This window comes from Sphingobium sp. 15-1 (assembly GCF_013375535.1).
Lineage (GTDB): Bacteria > Pseudomonadota > Alphaproteobacteria > Sphingomonadales > Sphingomonadaceae > Sphingobium > Sphingobium aromaticivastans.
This window is the reverse complement of record NZ_JABXJG010000001.1, coordinates 970,836-987,049: the sequence shown is the minus strand read 5'-3', so window position 1 is coordinate 987,049 and position 16,214 is coordinate 970,836. Positions and strand designations below refer to the sequence as shown.

At 63.2% G+C, this 16,214-nt stretch carries 17 protein-coding genes and 1 pseudogene; 13 read left to right on the top strand and 5 right to left on the bottom strand.

Annotated elements, in window-relative coordinates; translation table 11 throughout:
- Positions 1–198 precede the first annotated feature (198 nt).
- Genes HUK72_RS04550 through HUK72_RS04540 form a run of 3 tightly spaced genes read left to right on the top strand, consistent with a single transcriptional unit; the run spans position 199 to position 2,681 of the window.
- Complete coding sequence (locus HUK72_RS04550) at positions 199–1,224, top strand: aspartate-semialdehyde dehydrogenase (RefSeq protein WP_176595726.1); 1,026 nt, start codon at positions 199–201, stop codon at positions 1,222–1,224.
- A 10-nt stretch (positions 1,225–1,234) separates the two neighbouring features.
- A complete protein-coding gene (locus tag HUK72_RS04545; protein ID WP_176595725.1) occupies positions 1,235–1,915 on the top strand; it encodes a DUF2238 domain-containing protein in 681 nt (226 codons plus the stop codon).
- A 4-nt stretch (positions 1,916–1,919) separates the two neighbouring features.
- Entirely contained in the window at positions 1,920–2,681 is a 762-nt protein-coding gene (locus tag HUK72_RS04540; protein ID WP_176595724.1) for an alpha/beta fold hydrolase, read from the top strand.
- An 86-nt stretch (positions 2,682–2,767) separates the two neighbouring features.
- Here HUK72_RS04540 and HUK72_RS04535 read toward each other — a convergent pair whose 3' ends face one another.
- Together HUK72_RS04535 and HUK72_RS04530 are read right to left on the bottom strand one after the other, a co-directional pair.
- Positions 2,768–4,222, bottom strand: a complete 1,455-nt coding sequence (locus tag HUK72_RS04535; RefSeq protein ID WP_176595723.1) for an AMP nucleosidase — start codon at positions 4,220–4,222, stop codon at positions 2,768–2,770.
- A gap of 72 nt (positions 4,223–4,294) precedes the next feature.
- Positions 4,295–4,777 (bottom strand): peroxiredoxin, encoded by a 483-nt coding sequence (locus HUK72_RS04530; RefSeq protein WP_176595722.1) that lies wholly within the window; start codon positions 4,775–4,777, stop codon positions 4,295–4,297.
- A gap of 146 nt (positions 4,778–4,923) precedes the next feature.
- Between HUK72_RS04530 and HUK72_RS04525 the strand changes: the two genes are divergently transcribed.
- The 7 genes from HUK72_RS04525 (at position 4,924) to HUK72_RS04495 (ending at position 11,457) form a co-directional block, all read left to right on the top strand.
- Positions 4,924–5,484, top strand: a complete 561-nt coding sequence (locus HUK72_RS04525; RefSeq protein WP_176595721.1) for a YqgE/AlgH family protein — start codon at positions 4,924–4,926, stop codon at positions 5,482–5,484.
- A gap of 164 nt (positions 5,485–5,648) precedes the next feature.
- Entirely contained in the window at positions 5,649–6,200 is a 552-nt protein-coding gene (locus HUK72_RS04520) for a hypothetical protein (protein WP_176595720.1), read from the top strand.
- A 140-nt stretch (positions 6,201–6,340) separates the two neighbouring features.
- Positions 6,341–7,750 carry an adenosylhomocysteinase gene (ahcY, locus tag HUK72_RS04515; protein ID WP_176595719.1) on the top strand — a complete coding sequence of 470 codons (1,410 nt, stop codon included), beginning with the start codon at positions 6,341–6,343 and terminating at the stop codon, positions 7,748–7,750.
- A gap of 266 nt (positions 7,751–8,016) precedes the next feature.
- On the top strand, positions 8,017–9,009 hold the full coding sequence (gene trpD / locus HUK72_RS04510; protein WP_176597742.1) for an anthranilate phosphoribosyltransferase: 993 nt from the start codon (positions 8,017–8,019) through the stop codon (positions 9,007–9,009).
- A complete protein-coding gene (gene trpC, locus HUK72_RS04505) occupies positions 9,006–9,797 on the top strand; it encodes an indole-3-glycerol phosphate synthase TrpC (RefSeq protein WP_176595718.1) in 792 nt (263 codons plus the stop codon). Before trpD ends, trpC begins: the two co-directional genes overlap by 4 nt.
- Positions 9,794–10,279, top strand: a complete 486-nt coding sequence (gene moaC, locus HUK72_RS04500) for a cyclic pyranopterin monophosphate synthase MoaC (RefSeq protein WP_176595717.1) — start codon at positions 9,794–9,796, stop codon at positions 10,277–10,279. The genes trpC and moaC overlap by 4 nt, the downstream gene beginning before the upstream one ends.
- The gene (locus HUK72_RS04495; RefSeq protein ID WP_176595716.1) at positions 10,276–11,457 is read left to right on the top strand and encodes a molybdopterin molybdotransferase MoeA; all 1,182 of its coding nucleotides are present in this window, start codon (positions 10,276–10,278) and stop codon (positions 11,455–11,457) included. The genes moaC and HUK72_RS04495 overlap by 4 nt, the downstream gene beginning before the upstream one ends.
- A 90-nt stretch (positions 11,458–11,547) precedes the next feature.
- Here HUK72_RS04495 and HUK72_RS04490 read toward each other — a convergent pair whose 3' ends face one another.
- On the bottom strand, positions 11,548–11,706 hold the full coding sequence (locus tag HUK72_RS04490) for a hypothetical protein (protein WP_176595715.1): 159 nt from the start codon (positions 11,704–11,706) through the stop codon (positions 11,548–11,550).
- A 142-nt stretch (positions 11,707–11,848) separates the two neighbouring features.
- Between HUK72_RS04490 and HUK72_RS04485 the strand changes: the two genes are divergently transcribed.
- Positions 11,849–12,598 (top strand): hypothetical protein, encoded by a 750-nt coding sequence (locus tag HUK72_RS04485; protein WP_176595714.1) that lies wholly within the window; start codon positions 11,849–11,851, stop codon positions 12,596–12,598.
- 56 nt (positions 12,599–12,654) lie between these two features.
- Here the strand turns inward: HUK72_RS04485 and HUK72_RS04480 are convergent, their stop codons facing one another.
- On the bottom strand, positions 12,655–12,993 hold the full coding sequence (locus HUK72_RS04480) for an IS1595 family transposase (RefSeq protein ID WP_176597741.1): 339 nt from the start codon (positions 12,991–12,993) through the stop codon (positions 12,655–12,657).
- A gap of 63 nt (positions 12,994–13,056) precedes the next feature.
- Between HUK72_RS04480 and istA the strand changes: the two genes are divergently transcribed.
- Both istA and istB read left to right on the top strand, forming a co-directional pair.
- Positions 13,057–14,571 carry an IS21 family transposase gene (gene istA / locus HUK72_RS04475; protein ID WP_176597709.1) on the top strand — a complete coding sequence of 505 codons (1,515 nt, stop codon included), beginning with the start codon at positions 13,057–13,059 and terminating at the stop codon, positions 14,569–14,571.
- Positions 14,558–15,286, top strand: a complete 729-nt coding sequence (istB, locus tag HUK72_RS04470) for an IS21-like element helper ATPase IstB (RefSeq protein WP_176595381.1) — start codon at positions 14,558–14,560, stop codon at positions 15,284–15,286. The genes istA and istB overlap by 14 nt, the downstream gene beginning before the upstream one ends.
- A 215-nt stretch (positions 15,287–15,501) precedes the next feature.
- Here istB and HUK72_RS04465 read toward each other — a convergent pair.
- Positions 15,502–16,110: pseudogene (locus HUK72_RS04465) on the bottom strand (IS1595 family transposase); the annotation flags it as partial.
- Positions 16,111–16,214: the final 104 nt, after the last annotated feature.

The window sequence follows — 16,214 nt, the reverse complement described above, 5'->3', positions numbered from 1 at the left end:
CCAGTCCTGCTGTCTGAACTGGGTTGTCGCGAGCCGCTTGTCTCGCTCCAGTGCCTTCGCAGGAGCGCGGAACCTCAATAGGATGCTCAGTGCCAGGAAGCCGGGCTTTGACGCAATAAACGGCTTGTCACTGGACAAACGGCGCAATGCCGCTATGGCGCCCACTCCGCAATTGTGCATGGAGTGGAGTGTTAAGTCATGGGCTACAAGGTCGTCGTCGTTGGTGCCACCGGTAATGTGGGCCGCGAGATGCTGACCATTCTCGCTGAACGCGAGTTCCCTATTGACGAGATCGCGGCGGTCGCCTCGCCCCGGTCGCAGGGCACCGAAATCGATTTCGGTGACACCGGCAAGACGCTCAAATGCAAGAATATCGAGCATTTCGACTTCACCGGCTGGGACATCGCCCTGTTCGCCGCTGGCTCCGGCCCGACGGCCGAATATGCGCCCAAGGCGGCGGCGGCGGGCTGCGTGGTGATCGACAACAGCTCGCTCTACCGCATGGACCCGGACGTGCCGCTGATCGTGCCCGAAGTGAACCCGGATGCGATCGACGGATACAAGAAGAAGAACATCATCGCGAACCCCAACTGCTCGACCGCGCAGATGGTCGTGGCGCTCAAGCCCTTGCATGACGCCGCTACGATCAAGCGCGTCGTCGTCGCCACCTACCAGTCGGTTTCCGGCGCGGGCAAGGCGGGCATGGACGAGCTGTTCGAACAGTCGCGCAACATCTTCGTCGGTGATCCGGCGGAGCCGAAGAAGTTCACCAAGCAGATCGCCTTCAACGTGATCCCGCATATCGACGTCTTCCTGGACGATGGTTCGACCAAGGAAGAATGGAAGATGGTCGCGGAAACCAAGAAGATCCTCGATCCCAAGGTGAAGGTCACGGCGACCTGCGTGCGCGTGCCGGTGTTCGTCGGTCACTCCGAGGCGCTGAATATCGAGTTCGAGAAGGAAATCTCGGCCAAGGAAGCGCAGGACATTTTGCGCGAGGCACCCGGCGTGATGCTGGTCGACAAGCGCGAGGATGGCGGTTACGTCACCCCCGTCGAGTGCGTGGGCGACTATGCCACCTTCATCAGCCGCGTGCGTGAGGATTCGACCATCGACAATGGCCTGAACCTCTGGTGCGTCAGCGACAATCTCCGCAAGGGCGCGGCTCTGAATGCCGTGCAGATCGCGGAACTGCTGGGCCGCCGTCATCTGAAGAAGGGCTGAGGCCCTTCCCATGATCTCCGGCGCTGCTGTCTGGAAAGCCGTTCCAGCCGCGCAGCGCCGGATGATCGTTCTGCTGGTCGCGGCCATCGTCGCCGCCAATATCGATCAGCCCTATCCCGACCTCGCGCCGCTCCAGCATGGGCCGACGGTGCTGCTTGCCCTTGCCGCGCCCTGGCTGCTGCGCCGATGGCCTTTGTCGAACGGGGCGGCGGCGTGCATCCTCCTCTTCCTGCTGCTGCATACGCTGGGTGGGCGGTATATTTATTCCTATGTGCCCTATGATCTTTGGGCGCGGGCGGTCAGCGGGCATGATATTTCCGGCACTTTCGGCTTTGCGCGCAACGGCTATGACCGGCTGGTGCATTTCGCTTTCGGTGCTCTGCTGACCGCGCCTTTTGCGGAGGCGGCGCGGCGTTATGGCGTCATGCGGATGGGCTGGAGCCTGGCCTTCGCCTTTGCGGCGGTCGGCTTGGTGGGGGCGCTCTACGAGATTTTCGAATGGCTGCTGAGCGTGGTCGCGGCCGGGCAGACGGCGGACTGGTATAATGGCCAGCAGGGCGACATGTGGGACCCGCAGAAGGATATGGCGGCGGCGCAGATCGGCAGTACCCTCGCGCTGATATGGCTTTCCGCTACTCGACAAGGGCGGAGCGAAGCCATATCGCCGGACACGCATTCATCCAAGGAGTAGCTCTGTGTCCGACCTGCCGATCGAAAAGCTGGAGATCAAGGGATTGGGCGGGCTGCCGATCGCGGTGCATGTCGTGGGGGAGGGCCGCGATCTGGTGCTGATCCATGGTTATTTCTCCAATGCCTGGACCAACTGGATACGCTACGGCCATGCCGCGAAGCTGGTCGAGGCGGGTTTCCGCCTGATCTTGCCGGACCTGCGCGGTCATGGCGAAAGCGGCAAGCCCCATGATGCCGCCGCCTATCCGCCCGACGCGCTGACCGAGGATGGGCTGGCGTTGGTCGAGCAGCTTGGGCTGACCGATTACGACCTGGGCGGCTATTCGCTGGGCGCGCGGACGACAGTACGGATGCTGGCGCGGGGGGCGACGCCGCGCAAGGTGATCCTGGCGGGCATGGGGCTGCGCGGTCTTGTCCAGACGCTCGACAATGGCGGCTATTATCGCAACGTCCTCACCAATCTCGGCACGTTCGAGCGTGGGACTTCAGAGTGGATGACCGAGGCTTTCCTCAAGACCACCAAGGGCGATCCGGTGGCGATGCTGCACATCCTCAACACCTTCGTCGACACGCCGAAGGAGGTCATTGCCAGGTTCCAGCAGCCCATTGAGGTCATTTGCGGGGCGGACGACCGGGACAATGGCGTGGCGCAGGAGCTGGCGGAACTGCTGCCCAATGGCCGCTATGTGGAAGTTCCCGGCAATCACATGAATGCGGTGACGCGGAAGGAACTAGGGCAGGCCATGGTGGATTTTCTTACCGATTGAGCCATGCACACCGTGCTCCTGCGAAGGCAGGAGCCCAGTTGAGACGGCAGAACTGGGCTCCTGCCTTCGCAGGAGCACGTCAAAACTTACCGGAAAGGCGGCTCGTTGAAGGCGCGCAGTTTGCGGCTGTGCAGCTTCGGCCCCTCCTGCCGCAGCAGCTCGCAGGTCATGAGGCCCACGCGCAGATGGCCTGCAATGGCTTCCTCATAGAAGCGGTTGGCTTGGCCAGGCAGTTTCAACTCGCCATGGATCGGCTTGTCCGACACGCATAGCAGCGTTCCATAAGGCACGCGGAAGCGATAGCCCTGCGCCGCGATGGTGGCCGACTCCATGTCGATGCCGACCGCGCGCGACAGGCTGAAGCGCAGGGCCGAGCTGGAATAGCGCAATTCCCAGTTGCGATCGTCCGTCGTCACGACCGTGCCGGTGCGCAGCCGCCGCTTGAAATCCTCGCGGTCTCCGCCGCCCAGCACGGCTTCCGCCGCCTTGGCCAATGCCACCTGCACTTCCGCGATGGCCGGGACGGGGATTTCCGGCGGCAGCATCTCGTCCAGCACATGGTCGTCGCGCAGATAGGCGTGGGCCAGCACATAGTCGCCTATCCGCTGGCTGGGACGTAGGCCGCCGCAATGGCCGATCATCAGCCAGGCTTCCGGCCGCACCACCGCCAGATGATCGCAGATCGTCTTGGCGTTGGAGGGACCGACGCCGATATTGACCAGCGTGATACCACTGCGGTCCGGCGCGATCAGATGATAGGCGGGCATCTGATGCTTCCGCCAGGCGCTGTCCGCGATCATCTGTGCGGGATCGGCGGTTTCCGGCGTCACATAGACACCGCCGGCCCCGGAAAGCGCCGTGAAACGCGATCCTTCCCGTTGCAACTCGGCGCAGGCCCAGGCCACGAATTCGTCCACATAGCGGTGATAGTTGGTGAACAATATGTAGCGCTGCACATGTTCGGCGGGGGTGCCGGTATAATGTTTGAGGCGGGCGAGCGAGAAATCGGTGCGCAGGCCGTCGAACAGCGCAAGCGGCCTTTCGCCCTCCGCATCCGGCGTGAACAGGCCGTCCGCAATCTCATCCCCGATTTCCGCCAGTTCGGTCGCCGGGAAATGGCGGGCGAGTTCCGTGGGCGGCGTGCCGTCCAGCGCGCTCATGTCCAGCCCGTCCAGAACATAGGGGAAGGGTATCTGCTGGTCGCTGAGCCCCGTTTCCGCCGTCACGCCATAGTCGCGGACGAGCAGGTCGATCTGTTCCGCCATATAGTCCCCGAACATGGCCGGGCGGGTGACAGTGGTGACATAGCGGCCCGGTTTCGACAGCCGGGCGAAGGAGCGGCCCGGCGGCGGCGCGTCCGACTCCCCATGATGAGTGATCCGCAGTTCCGGATAGCAGAAGCGTCCGTCCGTCTTGGCTTCGGGCGGCGGCACGCTGCCGTCACGGGCGTAGGCGCGCATGGCCTCGCGGAGATTGCCGATGGATTTCCGATAGATTTCGTCGAGTTCAGCGACGATCGCACTGCCGATGCTTCTTGTCATCGACTCTTGGTAACGCACTTATAGGACCGAAGAAAGATGCGCGCCCAAATGGCGGGCGCGCATCCCGCAAAATCAGATCTGTTCCAGCAGATATTCCGCCGACGACACCTTGTAATCGCCGGGCGCTTCGACGTTCAGTTCGCTCACCACGCCATCCTTGACGATCATCGAGAAGCGCTGGCCGCGCGTGCCCATGCCGAACTTGCTGCCGTCCATGGTGAGGCCCACCGCCTGCGCGAAATCGGCATTGCCGTCTGCCAGCATCGTCACCTTGCCGTCGGCATTGGCGGATTTGCCCCACGCGCCCATGACGAAAGCGTCGTTGACGGCGGTGCAGGCAATTTCGTCTACGCCCTTGCCTTTCAATTCTTCCGCCTTGTCAACAAAACCGGGCAGGTGCCGGGCGGAACAGGTGGGCGTGAAAGCGCCAGGCACCGAGAAGAGCGCGACCGTGCGGCCCGCGAAATAGTCGTCGGAAGCGACCTGCTCCGGGCCGTTTTCGGTCATCTTGACGAAAGTGGTGCTGGGAATGCGATCGCCCTTCGAAATGGTCATCTTCGGTCTCCTGGCCGTGTTGGGTCGGGCCGCACGTTGGCCCTGGCACTCCTTCTGTCAAGGGGGAGGCGCGGAATATGGCGCGCCGCCTCTCCTGAGCGACAACCCGCCATTGGCAAAGGCGTTAACGGGCGTATAGTCGTCCGATGAACAGCGCGCGCTCCTATACAGGGCAATTTCTCCTCGCTTTGCCGGGTATGGAGGACATGCGTTTCGATCATTCCGTCATCGCCATGTGCGTGCACGATGAAAATGGCGCGCTGGGGATTGCCGTCAGCGACGAGATTGACGGCGTGAGCCTGCATGATCTGCTGGAGAGCTTCGACATCGAGCCGGGCGACGTTCCGGACATGCCGGTGCTGCGCGGCGGGCCGGTCGAGCCGCGGCGCGGCTTCGTGCTGCATTCGCTCGACTGGACCGGTCATGACATGGTCGAAGTGGGGGAGGGCTGGGGCCTGTCCGGTTCGCTCGAAATATTGAAAGCCATTGCGGAGGGCAGGGGCCCGAGTCGCTATCTGGTGGCGCTGGGCTATGCCGGATGGGGTGCGGGGCAACTGGATGAGGAAATGAGCGGCGAAAGCTGGTTTCCCTCCGCCTGCACCGCCGAGCTTCTGTTCGACGTGCCCGCCACGCGGAAATGGGCGGCCGCCTATGCCGCCGCCGGAGTCGACGCCTCCCATCTGGTGAGCGGCGCTGGGTCGGCCTGATCGCAGCTTCGGTACGCTTTCGTAAGGCATGGCCGCATGGGCGGCTTGTTTCCCCAGCGTAACTGAACCGTTTACGGTAAAATTCGGCTAAGGATTTCCATTGGGATTCCGGCAACCGGACGGGCGCACCCTGATCCTCGGGCAATTGGACGGGGGTTCAAACCATGAGGAAATTGATCGCAGCGGCGCTTGCCGCGACGATGCCGCTTGCGCCGGCGACAGCCGCGACCTGCTGGAAGCAGACTGCGGTGGAGGCAGCGCAAATCCGCGATTTCGAAATGATGCTGATGGTGTCGGCGCTGCGGTGTAGGGCGACGGGAAATGATTTCCTGGCCAGTTATAACCGGTTCATCCGGGACAAGCGCGGCGCGTTGACGCAGGTAAATGACGAACTGCGCGAGCATTTTCGTGCCGCCGCCGGGCCTTTGGGCGCGCTCGGCGCTTATGACAATTATGTCACTGGTCTCGCCAATGTCTATGGCGCCGGAGCGGAGGGTCTTGGCTGCCGCGACCTCCAGTCGATCACCGATGCGGCCAACGCCTTGCCGCCGACGCGATCGGCGCTGTTGGAACTGGCGGACGCGGCTGGGATCAGCCCGCATCTGTCGGGCGCGCGCTGCGATGTGGTGATGGCACTGGCCGGGAAAGCGCCGAAAACCGACGATATTGCCGATAATGAGCCGATGAAGGTCGCATCACGGGGCCCTGCGGAATAGGATATAGGGCCCGCGCATTGAGACATAAAGAAAACTTTATATTGAGTTGCCTTGAACGGTGGCGATTGGTAAAGCCCAGCCCATCGCCGCCGTTCGTTCGTTCGAGCGGTCGCCTCATCTTAACCAATGGAGACACGCTCGTGGCCACCGCACCCGCCACCCAGGCGCAGGATTATGTGATCCGCGACATCGCCCTTGCCGCTTTCGGCCGCAAGGAAATCGAGATTGCCGAAACCGAAATGCCGGGCCTGATGGCCCTGCGCGCCGAATTCGGCGCGGCCCAGCCGCTGAAGGGCGCGCGCATCACCGGTTCGCTGCACATGACCATCCAGACCGCCGTGCTGATCGAGACGCTGGCCGAGCTGGGCGCCGAAATCCGCTGGGCCTCGTGCAACATCTTCTCCACCCAGGATCACGCCGCCGCCGCCATCGCGCAGCGCGGCATCCCCGTTTTCGCCGTCAAGGGCGAGACGCTGGAGGAATATTGGGACTATGTCATCCGCATCTTCGATTGGGGCGACACGGTCTGCAACATGATCCTGGACGATGGCGGCGACGCCACCATGTTCGCGTTGTGGGGCGCCCGCGTCGAGGCCGGGGAAGAGCTGTTCACCCCCGGCAATGAGGAAGAGGAAATCTTCGTCGCGACGCTGAAGCGCTTCCTGGCGGAGCGTCCGGGCTACCTGACCCAGACCGTCGCCGCGATCAAGGGCGTGTCGGAAGAGACCACCACCGGCGTCCACCGCCTCTATGAGCTGGCGAAGAAGGGCAAGCTTCCCTTCCCGGCGATCAACGTCAACGACAGCGTCACCAAGTCGAAGTTCGACAATCTCTACGGCTGCAAGGAATCGCTGGTCGACGCCATCCGTCGCGCCACCGACGTGATGCTGGCGGGCAAGGTCGCCTGCGTCGCCGGTTTCGGTGACGTCGGCAAGGGTTCGGCTGCTTCGCTCCGCAATGGCGGTGCGCGCGTGCTGGTGACGGAGATCGATCCGATCTGCGCGCTGCAGGCTGCGATGGAAGGCTATGAGGTTGTGACGATGGAAGAAGCGGCGACCCGCGCCGACATCTTCGTCACCGCGACCGGCAACGAAGCGGTGATCACCGTCGATCATATGCGCGCGATGAAGAATATGGCGATCGTCTGCAACATCGGCCATTTCGACAGCGAGATCGAGATTGCCGGGCTCAACAACATGGCATGGACCGAGATCAAGCCGCAGGTGGACGAGGTTCAGTTCCCCGATGGCAAGAAGATCATCGTGTTGGCCAAGGGGCGCCTGGTGAACCTGGGCTGCGCGACCGGTCACCCGAGCTTCGTGATGTCTTCGTCCTTCACCAACCAGGTGCTGGCGCAGATCGAACTGTGGACCAAGTCGGGCGAATATAAGAACGACGTCTATGTGCTGCCCAAGCATCTGGATGAGAAGGTCGCCGCGCTCCACCTGGAGAAGTTGGGCGTGAAGCTGTCCAAGCTGACGCCCAAGCAGGCCGCCTACATTGGCGTTTCGGCGGAAGGGCCGTTCAAGCCCGATCATTACCGTTATTGAGCGGATGGGGAGGGGGAGGCGGCGAGCCTCCCCTTTTTTGGTTTTGGCCAATCAAAGACATTCCCCTCCCGCCTGCGGGAGGGGAATGTCCTGAACCCACCCGAATCAGCCAGTCCAGCGAGTCCACAGAGGATCGAAAGTGGCGGAAAACCCGCAATCTCGCCGCCGACAACCCTATCGCCAGCCGCACTATATTGCGCTGCCATAACGACTTTCGCGCTTCCCCATCTCGACTCCGGCGCCTTCCCATGATTAAGGCAGCGTCGATGACCCGCCTGCCCGATCCCGCCACCCCGCTCGACGCGCAACAGGCCGCCATGGCTTTCGACCTGCTGTTCGACGCCGACCTTCCCGAAGAGGAGATCGCAGGCTTCCTCGTCACCATGGCCCGGCGGGGCGAGACGGCCATCGAAATCGCCGCCGCCGCCCGCGCCATGCGCCACCGCATGATCCCGATCACGGCCCCGCGGGGCGCCATCGACGTCTGCGGCACGGGTGGCGACGGTCATCACACGCTCAACGTCTCCACCGCCGTCTCGCTGGTCGTGGCGGCCGCCGGCGTGCCCGTCGCCAAGCACGGCAATCGCGCCGCCTCCTCCAAGGCCGGCGCCGCCGACACGCTGGAAGCCCTTGGGCTCGACCTCGACCGCGCGGCCGCGACAGCCGAAGCGACTCTGGCCGATCTCGGCATCTGCTTCCTCTTCGCGCAGAACTACCACCCCGCGCTCAAGCGCCTGGCCCCCATTCGCAAGGCGATAGGCGAACGCACCATCTTCAACCTGATGGGGCCGCTCGCCAACCCCGCCGGCGTGCGCCGCCAACTGGTCGGCATCGCCCGCCCGGACTATGTTCCCGTCTATGCGGAGGCGCTGGCGGAACTCGGCGCCGACCACGCCATGATCGTCTCCGGCGACGAAGGGCTGGACGAATTGTCGCTGGCGGGCGGCAACGATCTGGCGGAGGTGAAGGGCAACAGCCTGGTCGCGATGCGCCGCCTCACCGCCGCCGAACTCGGCCTCTCCACCCATCCGGTCGAGGCGATCAGGGGCGGCGACCCCGCCTATAACGCCGCCGCGCTGCGCGCCTTGCTGCAAGGCGAAGCGGGGCCTTATCGAGACGCGGTGCTGCTGAACGCCGCCGCCGCCCTTGTCGTGGCGGACGCCGTATCCGATTTCCGCGAAGGCGTGGAGGAAGCCGCCGAAACCATCGATCGCGGCCTTGCCAACGCGCTCCTCAATTGCTGGATAGCTTTCAAATGACGAACAAGCTGATCGAAATCTGCGACGTGAAGCGGGAGGAGGTCGCCCGGCGCAAGGCCGCGATCACCGTCTCCACTCTGCACGCTCGCGCCGCCGAACAGACGCCCCCGCGCGGCTTCCGCAAGGCGCTGGACGATGCCGCCCGTTCCGGCTTCGGCCTGATTGCGGAGATCAAGAAGGCCAGCCCGTCCAAAGGCCTGATCCGCCCCGATTTCGACCCGCCCGCCCATGCCCAGGCCTATGCGGCGGGCGGCGGGGCCTGCCTGTCGGTGCTGACCGACGAGCCCTATTTCCAGGGCCATGACGATTATCTGATGGCCGCCCGCTCGGCCTGCGCCCTGCCGGTGCTCCGCAAGGATTTCATGGTCGATCCCTGGCAGGTGCTGGAAAGCCGCTCGCTGGGCGCAGACGCCATCCTCATCATCGTCGCCGCGCTGGACGACGGTCAGATGGCGGAGATAGAGGACGCCGCCCTTGGCCTGGGCATGGACGCGCTCATCGAAGTGCATGACGCCCAGGAACTGGAGCGCGCCATGAAGCTCCGCTCGCGCCTGATCGGCGTCAATAATCGCGACCTGCGCGACTTCACCGTCGATTTCGCCCGCACCTATGAGCTGGTCGGCCAGGCCCCCGAAGGCTGCACCTTCGTCGCGGAAAGCGGGATCGGCAGCCATGCGGACCTCATCGCCATGTCGGACCATGGGGTCCGCTGCTTCCTAGTCGGGGAAACCCTCATGAGGCAGGCCGATGTCGAAGCCGCCACCCGCAACCTGCTGACGGGGCAATGAGCAAGCTCACGCATCTGGACAAGGACGGCTCGGCCCATATGGTCGATGTCTCCGCCAAGGCGGTGACGGCCCGGCAAGCCGTCGCCACCGGCCGCATCAGCATGAGCGGGGAAGCCGCCGCCGCCATCGCCCAGGGCCTGGTGAAGAAGGGCGACGTACTGGCGGTCGCCCGTGTCGCGGGCATCATGGCCGCCAAGCGCACCGCCGAACTGATCCCGCTCTGCCACCCGATCCCGCTCAGTTCCGTCAGCATCGCCTTCGACCTCGACGACAGCGGCGTCACCGTCACCGCCACCGCCAAAACCGCAGGCCAGACGGGCGTAGAAATGGAGGCGCTCACGGCCGCGTCGGTCGCCTTGCTGACCGTCTACGACATGGCAAAGGCGCTCGATAAGGGCATGGTCATCAGCGACGTCCGTCTGCTCTCCAAGACCGGCGGCAAATCCGGCGACTGGATCGCCGGGGATGGGCAAGCGTCATGAGCCTGCTCCCGGTCGCGGAGGCGCAAAACCGCCTGATAGCGCTCGCGGCGCTGCTGCCGACGGAGCAGGTGGCCATTCCCGCCTGCGCCGGACGCTGGCTAACGGAGGATATCGCCGCGCTGCGCGACCAGCCCTGGGCCGATCTTTCCGCCATGGATGGCTATGCGATCCGCGCGGACGAATGGCCGGGGCCATGGAGAGTCACGGCCGAAAGCGCGGCTGGCGGCCCGCTCCCTCCACCGCTCGGTCCCGGCGAAGCCTGCCGCATCTTTACCGGCGCGCCCCTGCCGCAAGGCGCGGACAGCGTTCTGATCCAGGAAGATGCGGTCCGGGAAGAAACGATCCTGCGAGGGTTGGGCGACGCTCTGGCGCATGGCCGCAATGTTCGCCCCGCTGCCTCCGATTTCGGCAAAGGCGGCCTTCTGCTGAAGGCGGGCACGGCTCTCGGCCCTGCACAGATCGCCCTTGCCGTGCTGGGCGGCCATGGAAGCTTGCCCGTCGCCCGGCGTGCGCGCATCGCCCTGCTTTCCACCGGCAATGAACTGGTCCCGCCCGGCGCGCCCGCGCTGGAGGGCCAGCTTCCTTCCTCCAACGCGCCCATGCTGGCCGCGCTGCTCTGCGGTCTGCCCTGCGACGTCATCGACCTGGGGATCGTGGCCGACGATCTCGACAGCATGACTCAGGCCTTCGCCCGCGCCGGGGACGCCGACATCATCGTCTCGACCGGCGGCGCGTCGGTGGGGGATCATGACATCGTCCGCCCGGCCTTCACCCGCGCCGGCGGCTCGCTCGACTTCTGGAAGATCCGCATGCGACCGGGCAAGCCGCTCATGGCGGGCACATTGGGTTCCGCCATCTTCCTTGGCCTGCCCGGCAATCCCGTGTCGGCCTTCGTCACCGCGACATTGTTCCTGCTGCCGCTGGTCCGCCATCTGATGGGTGCCGCATCGCCACTGCCCCGGATGGTACCGGCAACGCTTGGCGCCGCCCTCCCCGCCATTGGGGAGCGCGACGATTATCTGCGCGCCTTCCGCACCGAAGCCGGTATCGTTTCCGTGACCTCGCAGGACAGCGCCGCCACGGCCGCCATGGCGATGGCCGACTGCCTCATCCTGCGTCCCGCCGGTTCCCCCGCCGCAGCGGCCGGCGACGCCGTCACGGTACTCCCCCTCGCATAAGGAAAGGGGCCGCGGAGCGACCCCTTCCAGTGCAGTCCTGATGAACAGCGGTGGCATTCAAACCATGGGCTGAATGACAACCAACCCTTTTCAGCGCTGCTGCTTGCCGGGCGCCTTGTCCTGGCGACGTTCATCGCCCATCTGGCCCTGGCGGTTTTCCTGCTGCTGCTGACGTCCGCCCTGGCTGGAACGGTCGCCGCCCTGCTGATCGCGGCGTTGATCGCCGCCTTGGTTGTTCTGGTTGGCCATCTTACTCTCCTATTCACCTTCTCCGGGGAAGGCAGCCATGTAAACGGCCCGTTCGCCGCCCCGTTCCCGCAAATGCGGCAAACCGTTAGGCGCTTGGTTATTATCCCTTTCCGACAAGTAGGAGTGCGTGATATGCGAGCGCATGCGAATGCCGAGTCGAATCCATCTGGCGGATGCAAATTACCTACTGATTTTGCAAAGCCCGTTGCTTTTCCTCTGCGGGAAATGGCTGGAAGCCAACCCGCAATACCGATGGGTCACGGCGGTGCCTGACTGGGCATATCCTTTTTCTATAGGAGTCGCCCTTGCAACGCTATGGTATGACCTACTTCGCGGGAATGACTCTCGCATTTGGCAGTTCTGGCATAAAGTTAGCGACAAGTTTGAGGTTGCCCATCTCCATGCGGGGCATTGGTCAGGCACTGAGTGGGGCGGTGTCATGCCTGCTACCGATATTGGCGTTCGGCTCAGGATAAGATTTATCCGCAAAGTCCGGCGCGTTGATTTAGTTCTGCGCGTATACTCATGCACAGGTCGAGGGCAGCAACCTTTTGAATATGTGCTGAAAATCGCGAACAGCTATAATGCCCAAGCAGGGCAGACACTTGATATTCCAATTGTTGATATGGGCATCCCAACAGCGGGATGGGATCACAAAAGGAAGCGCGGCTGGGGGCCGCTCAAAACAGAGAATTTTATTGGCGGGTCGAGAAACGTAGCCATCCTTGAGTGTCACGGGCGATGGCTGACACAGCGAAGAAAAATCTATATAGAAATGGTCAGCCACGTTGGCCAAAAGCTTTCGCCATGCCTCTATGTCCAAGAGGAGGGCGATGACGTTTTTGATACGTCAGCACAAAACAAGCTTGGAATTTACCGATATGACGGATGATACGAACAAGCGCTTCGACCGCCTGCTAGACGCTATGGCTCATGGCCATGCGCCTGTCAGCGCGAAAAAGAAATCATCAGGCGATCAAGCATCAGATGCGGCACGTCGCGCATATTGTGACGAAATTCGAACTCCGCGAGATACTTCGGAAGATGCTTCGCGCTGACATGAATGTGAGTGCCGTTGATCCCGCGCTTTAGCTGCACCCAGAAGCCTTCAATGCCGTTCACGGTTGTTCCGGTCGGCCCGACATATTGCTCGGCGCTGTGGTTGACGGTCTTGTGCCAATAGCCCTTGAACTCGCCCAGATCGCGATAGCTGACCAGTTCATCGGTGTGGATTGTGGAGCGGCGTGCAAAATTGACCCCCTTAGCGGGGTGATCGGCGTCTAAAATTGACCCCCATCATTCCAGAGTGTGAGGCGTCGCGGCTTGGACTTCCAGGCGGCGAGGATGGGGATGTTGATTGTGGAGACTATTGCCAAGATTCGCAGGGAGCACAGGGAAGGTAAGCCGATCAAAGAGATCGCGCGTGATTTACGGTTGTCGCGCAACACGGTGCGCAAGGCGATCCGTGCGCCGGAGGCGGATTTCAGCTACGAACGCAAGGAGCAGCCTCGACCGCAGACCGGGCCATTTCGCGAACGGCTGGACGAGTTGTTGGTGCAGAACGAGGAACGGCCCCGGCGTGATCGGCTACGGCTGACACGGATACACGATCTTCTGGAGCGTGAGGGTTTCACCGGCTCCTACGATGCGGTTCGGCGCTATGCGGCACGCTGGAAGCGCGAACGCCGGACCGACGGCGGCGATATGAGCAAGGTGTTCATCCCGCTCATGTTCCGGCCGGGTGAGGCCTATCAGTTCGACTGGAGCCACGAGGACGTGGAGATCGCCGGCAAGCCGATGCGGGTGAAGGTAGCTCATATGCGGTTGTGCTGGTCGCGGGCGCCGTATGTGCGGGCCTATCCGCGCGAGACCCAGGAGATGCTCTTTGACGCGCATGCCCGGGGCTTTGCCTTTTTTGGCGGGGTGCCGACGCGCGGCATTTACGACAACATGAAGACCGCGGTGACGAGCGTGTTCACCGGCAAGGAGCGGGTGTTCAACCGGCGCTTCCTGATCATGACGGATCATTATGGCGTCGAGCCTGTGGCTTGCAGCCCGGCGGCAGGCTGGGAGAAGGGACAGGTCGAGAACCAGGTCCAGACCAGCCGGGAGCGGCTGTTCAAGCCCCGGTTGCGCTTTGCCAGCCTCGAAGAGCTGAACGCCTGGCTGGAGGCCGAGTGCCGACGGTGGGCCGAGCGTTATGCCCATCCAGATCTGGAAGACATGACCATTGCGCAGGCGCTGGAGATGGAACGATCCTCGCTGCAGTCATTGGCCACGCCCTTTGACGGCTTCTTCGAGAGCGAACATGTGGCGAGCGCAACCTGCCTGGTGAGCTTCGATCGCAACCGATACTCGGTCATGGCGAGTGCGGCCCGGGAGGCGGTGCAACTGCGCGCCTATGCCGACAGGATCGTCATCCGTTGTGCAGGCCAAGCGGTTGCCGAGCATGCTCGCGTGTTCGGCCGCAACCAGACGGCGTTCAACCCTTGGCATTATCTGCCGGTCCTGATCCGCAAGCCGGGAGCATTGCGCAACGGCGCTCCCTTCCAGGACTGGGATCTTCCGCCGGCCCTGGCCCAACTGCGCCGCAAGCTGGGCAAAAGCGATGACGCAGATCGGCGCTTCGTCCGGGTGCTGGCAGCAGTGCCCGAAGATGGGCTGGAGGCGGTCGAAGCTGCCGTCCGCGAAGCTATGATGGCGGGTACGGCCAATGACGAAGTGATCCTCAACATCCTGTCGCGCCGACGCGAACCCCAGCCCACCCAGGCCATCAGCGTCCTGGTCGATCTGAAGCTCAAGCATCCGCCCATCGCCGACTGCGCGCGTTATGACATGGTGCGAGGCCTCGATGCAGCGGCATGAGATGTTGGCAGCCCTGAAGGGGCTGGGCCTAAAGGGCATGATCGCCGCGTTCGACGATGCCGTTACCAACGGCGTCCGTCGTGACCGGACCGCCATGGAGATGCTCGGCGACCTGCTCCGCGCTGAAGGCGCGCATCGAGAAGCCGCTTCGATCCGATACCGCATGACTGCGGCCAGGCTGCCGGCCATCAAGGATCTCGACGGCTTTGTGTTCGCCGATACACCGATCAACGAAAGCCTGGTGCGTTCACTCCATGCCGGTTCATTCCTGCCGGAAAGGCGCAATATCGTACTGGTTGGTGGCACCGGCACCGGCAAGACACATCTCGCGCTTGCCATCGCCGCTGCCGTGGTTCGTGCCGGGTCGAGAGGACGGTTCTTCAATACTGTCGACCTGGTCAATCGTCTGGAGGAGGAAACCCGGCAGGCCAAGGCTGGCAACCTGGCCGCCCAGATGGCCCGCCTGGACGTCGTGGTGCTGGACGAACTCGGGTATCTGCCGTTCGCCCGTTCAGGAGGGCAGATGCTGTTCCATCTGATCAGCAAACTCTATGAAAAGACCTCGGTGATCATCACCACCAATCTCGCCTTCGGCGAATGGCCGAGCGTCTTCCAGGATGCCAAAATGACAACGGCGCTGCTGGACCGCGTCACCCACCACTGCGACATTATCGAGACCGGCAACGATAGCTGGCGGTTCAAAAACCGAAGCTGAGACGAGGAAAAACCCCTTCCCCCGGACCCCCATCCCCGGCGGTTACCCCGGTGGGTCCACAGGCACCTCCCGCGGACGCCGCCGCCAGCGCTCCTGACGGCGCGCGGCGGCGTCCGCGGGTCCCTCCTATGGACTACCGGGATAACCGCCGGCACTCACAAAAAGGGGGTCAATGTTGGGCGCCGATAGGGGGTCAACTTTGCGCGCCGGTTGACAGTGTGGATTTCGGTGTGCGGCTTCACGTTGGCGGAAACATGCGGTTCCAGCGTGGCCTTTTTCCTGTTCGGAACAACGCGGGTGATAACGTCGCCGTTGCGCTCGCGCATACCGATCACGATGGCTTTGTTGTCACGATAGTTCCCCGCGCCTTTGCCTTCCTGCTTACCGCCGATGTAGGTTTCATCGACTTCCACAATCTTGCCAAAGCCACCCACCGGATCGTCGCCGTCAACCTGCCCCATATATTCGCGGATCATGTGGCACATGCGCCAAGCGGTCTTGTAGGTCACGCCTAGCTGACGCTCGACTTCCTTGGCGGCAACGCCGTTTCGCGAGGCGCAGAACTGGAACATGACGAAGAACCAATCGCGCAGGCTCGTGCGAGTGCGGTCAAAGGGGGTGCCAGCGGTCGGGTAAATCTGAGCGCCGCAATATTCGCAAGCGTAGGAGCGGCGGCCCTTCACGCGGTAGAAATGGGCCGACTTGCCGCACTTCTCGCAATTATGGCGATCCCCGTAGCGAACGCGCATCAGGTGATCGAGGCAACTATCTTCGGTCGGGAAGCGATCTTGGAACTGGCGCAGCGTGGGGGCTTTGTTGCTCATGCCCATCATATGCCATATCCGGATACTTGTTTCAAGGGGATAATCACCAAGCGCTTGACTTGCCCCTTTCCGTTTCCTATGCGTTCCCCATCCGTTCCAAGGAG

Bases quoted from the DNA above. Each gene is read 5' to 3' on its own strand.
- HUK72_RS04550 (WP_176595726.1), top strand. From the start codon at position 199: ATGGGCTACAAGGTCGTCGTCGTTGGTGCCACCGGTAATGTGGGCCGC.
- HUK72_RS04545 (WP_176595725.1), top strand. From the start codon at position 1,235: ATGATCTCCGGCGCTGCTGTCTGGAAAGCCGTTCCAGCCGCGCAGCGC.
- HUK72_RS04535 (WP_176595723.1), bottom strand. From the start codon at position 4,222: ATGACAAGAAGCATCGGCAGTGCGATCGTCGCTGAACTCGACGAAATC.
- HUK72_RS04530 (WP_176595722.1), bottom strand. From the start codon at position 4,777: ATGACCATTTCGAAGGGCGATCGCATTCCCAGCACCACTTTCGTCAAG.
- HUK72_RS04525 (WP_176595721.1), top strand. From the start codon at position 4,924: ATGAACAGCGCGCGCTCCTATACAGGGCAATTTCTCCTCGCTTTGCCG.
- HUK72_RS04520 (WP_176595720.1), top strand. From the start codon at position 5,649: ATGAGGAAATTGATCGCAGCGGCGCTTGCCGCGACGATGCCGCTTGCG.
- trpD (WP_176597742.1), top strand. From the start codon at position 8,017: ATGACCCGCCTGCCCGATCCCGCCACCCCGCTCGACGCGCAACAGGCC.
- trpC (WP_176595718.1), top strand. From the start codon at position 9,006: ATGACGAACAAGCTGATCGAAATCTGCGACGTGAAGCGGGAGGAGGTC.
- moaC (WP_176595717.1), top strand. From the start codon at position 9,794: ATGAGCAAGCTCACGCATCTGGACAAGGACGGCTCGGCCCATATGGTC.
- HUK72_RS04495 (WP_176595716.1), top strand. From the start codon at position 10,276: ATGAGCCTGCTCCCGGTCGCGGAGGCGCAAAACCGCCTGATAGCGCTC.
- HUK72_RS04490 (WP_176595715.1), bottom strand. From the start codon at position 11,706: ATGGCCAACCAGAACAACCAAGGCGGCGATCAACGCCGCGATCAGCAG.
- HUK72_RS04485 (WP_176595714.1), top strand. From the start codon at position 11,849: ATGCGAATGCCGAGTCGAATCCATCTGGCGGATGCAAATTACCTACTG.
- istA (WP_176597709.1), top strand. From the start codon at position 13,057: ATGTTGATTGTGGAGACTATTGCCAAGATTCGCAGGGAGCACAGGGAA.
- istB (WP_176595381.1), top strand. From the start codon at position 14,558: ATGCAGCGGCATGAGATGTTGGCAGCCCTGAAGGGGCTGGGCCTAAAG.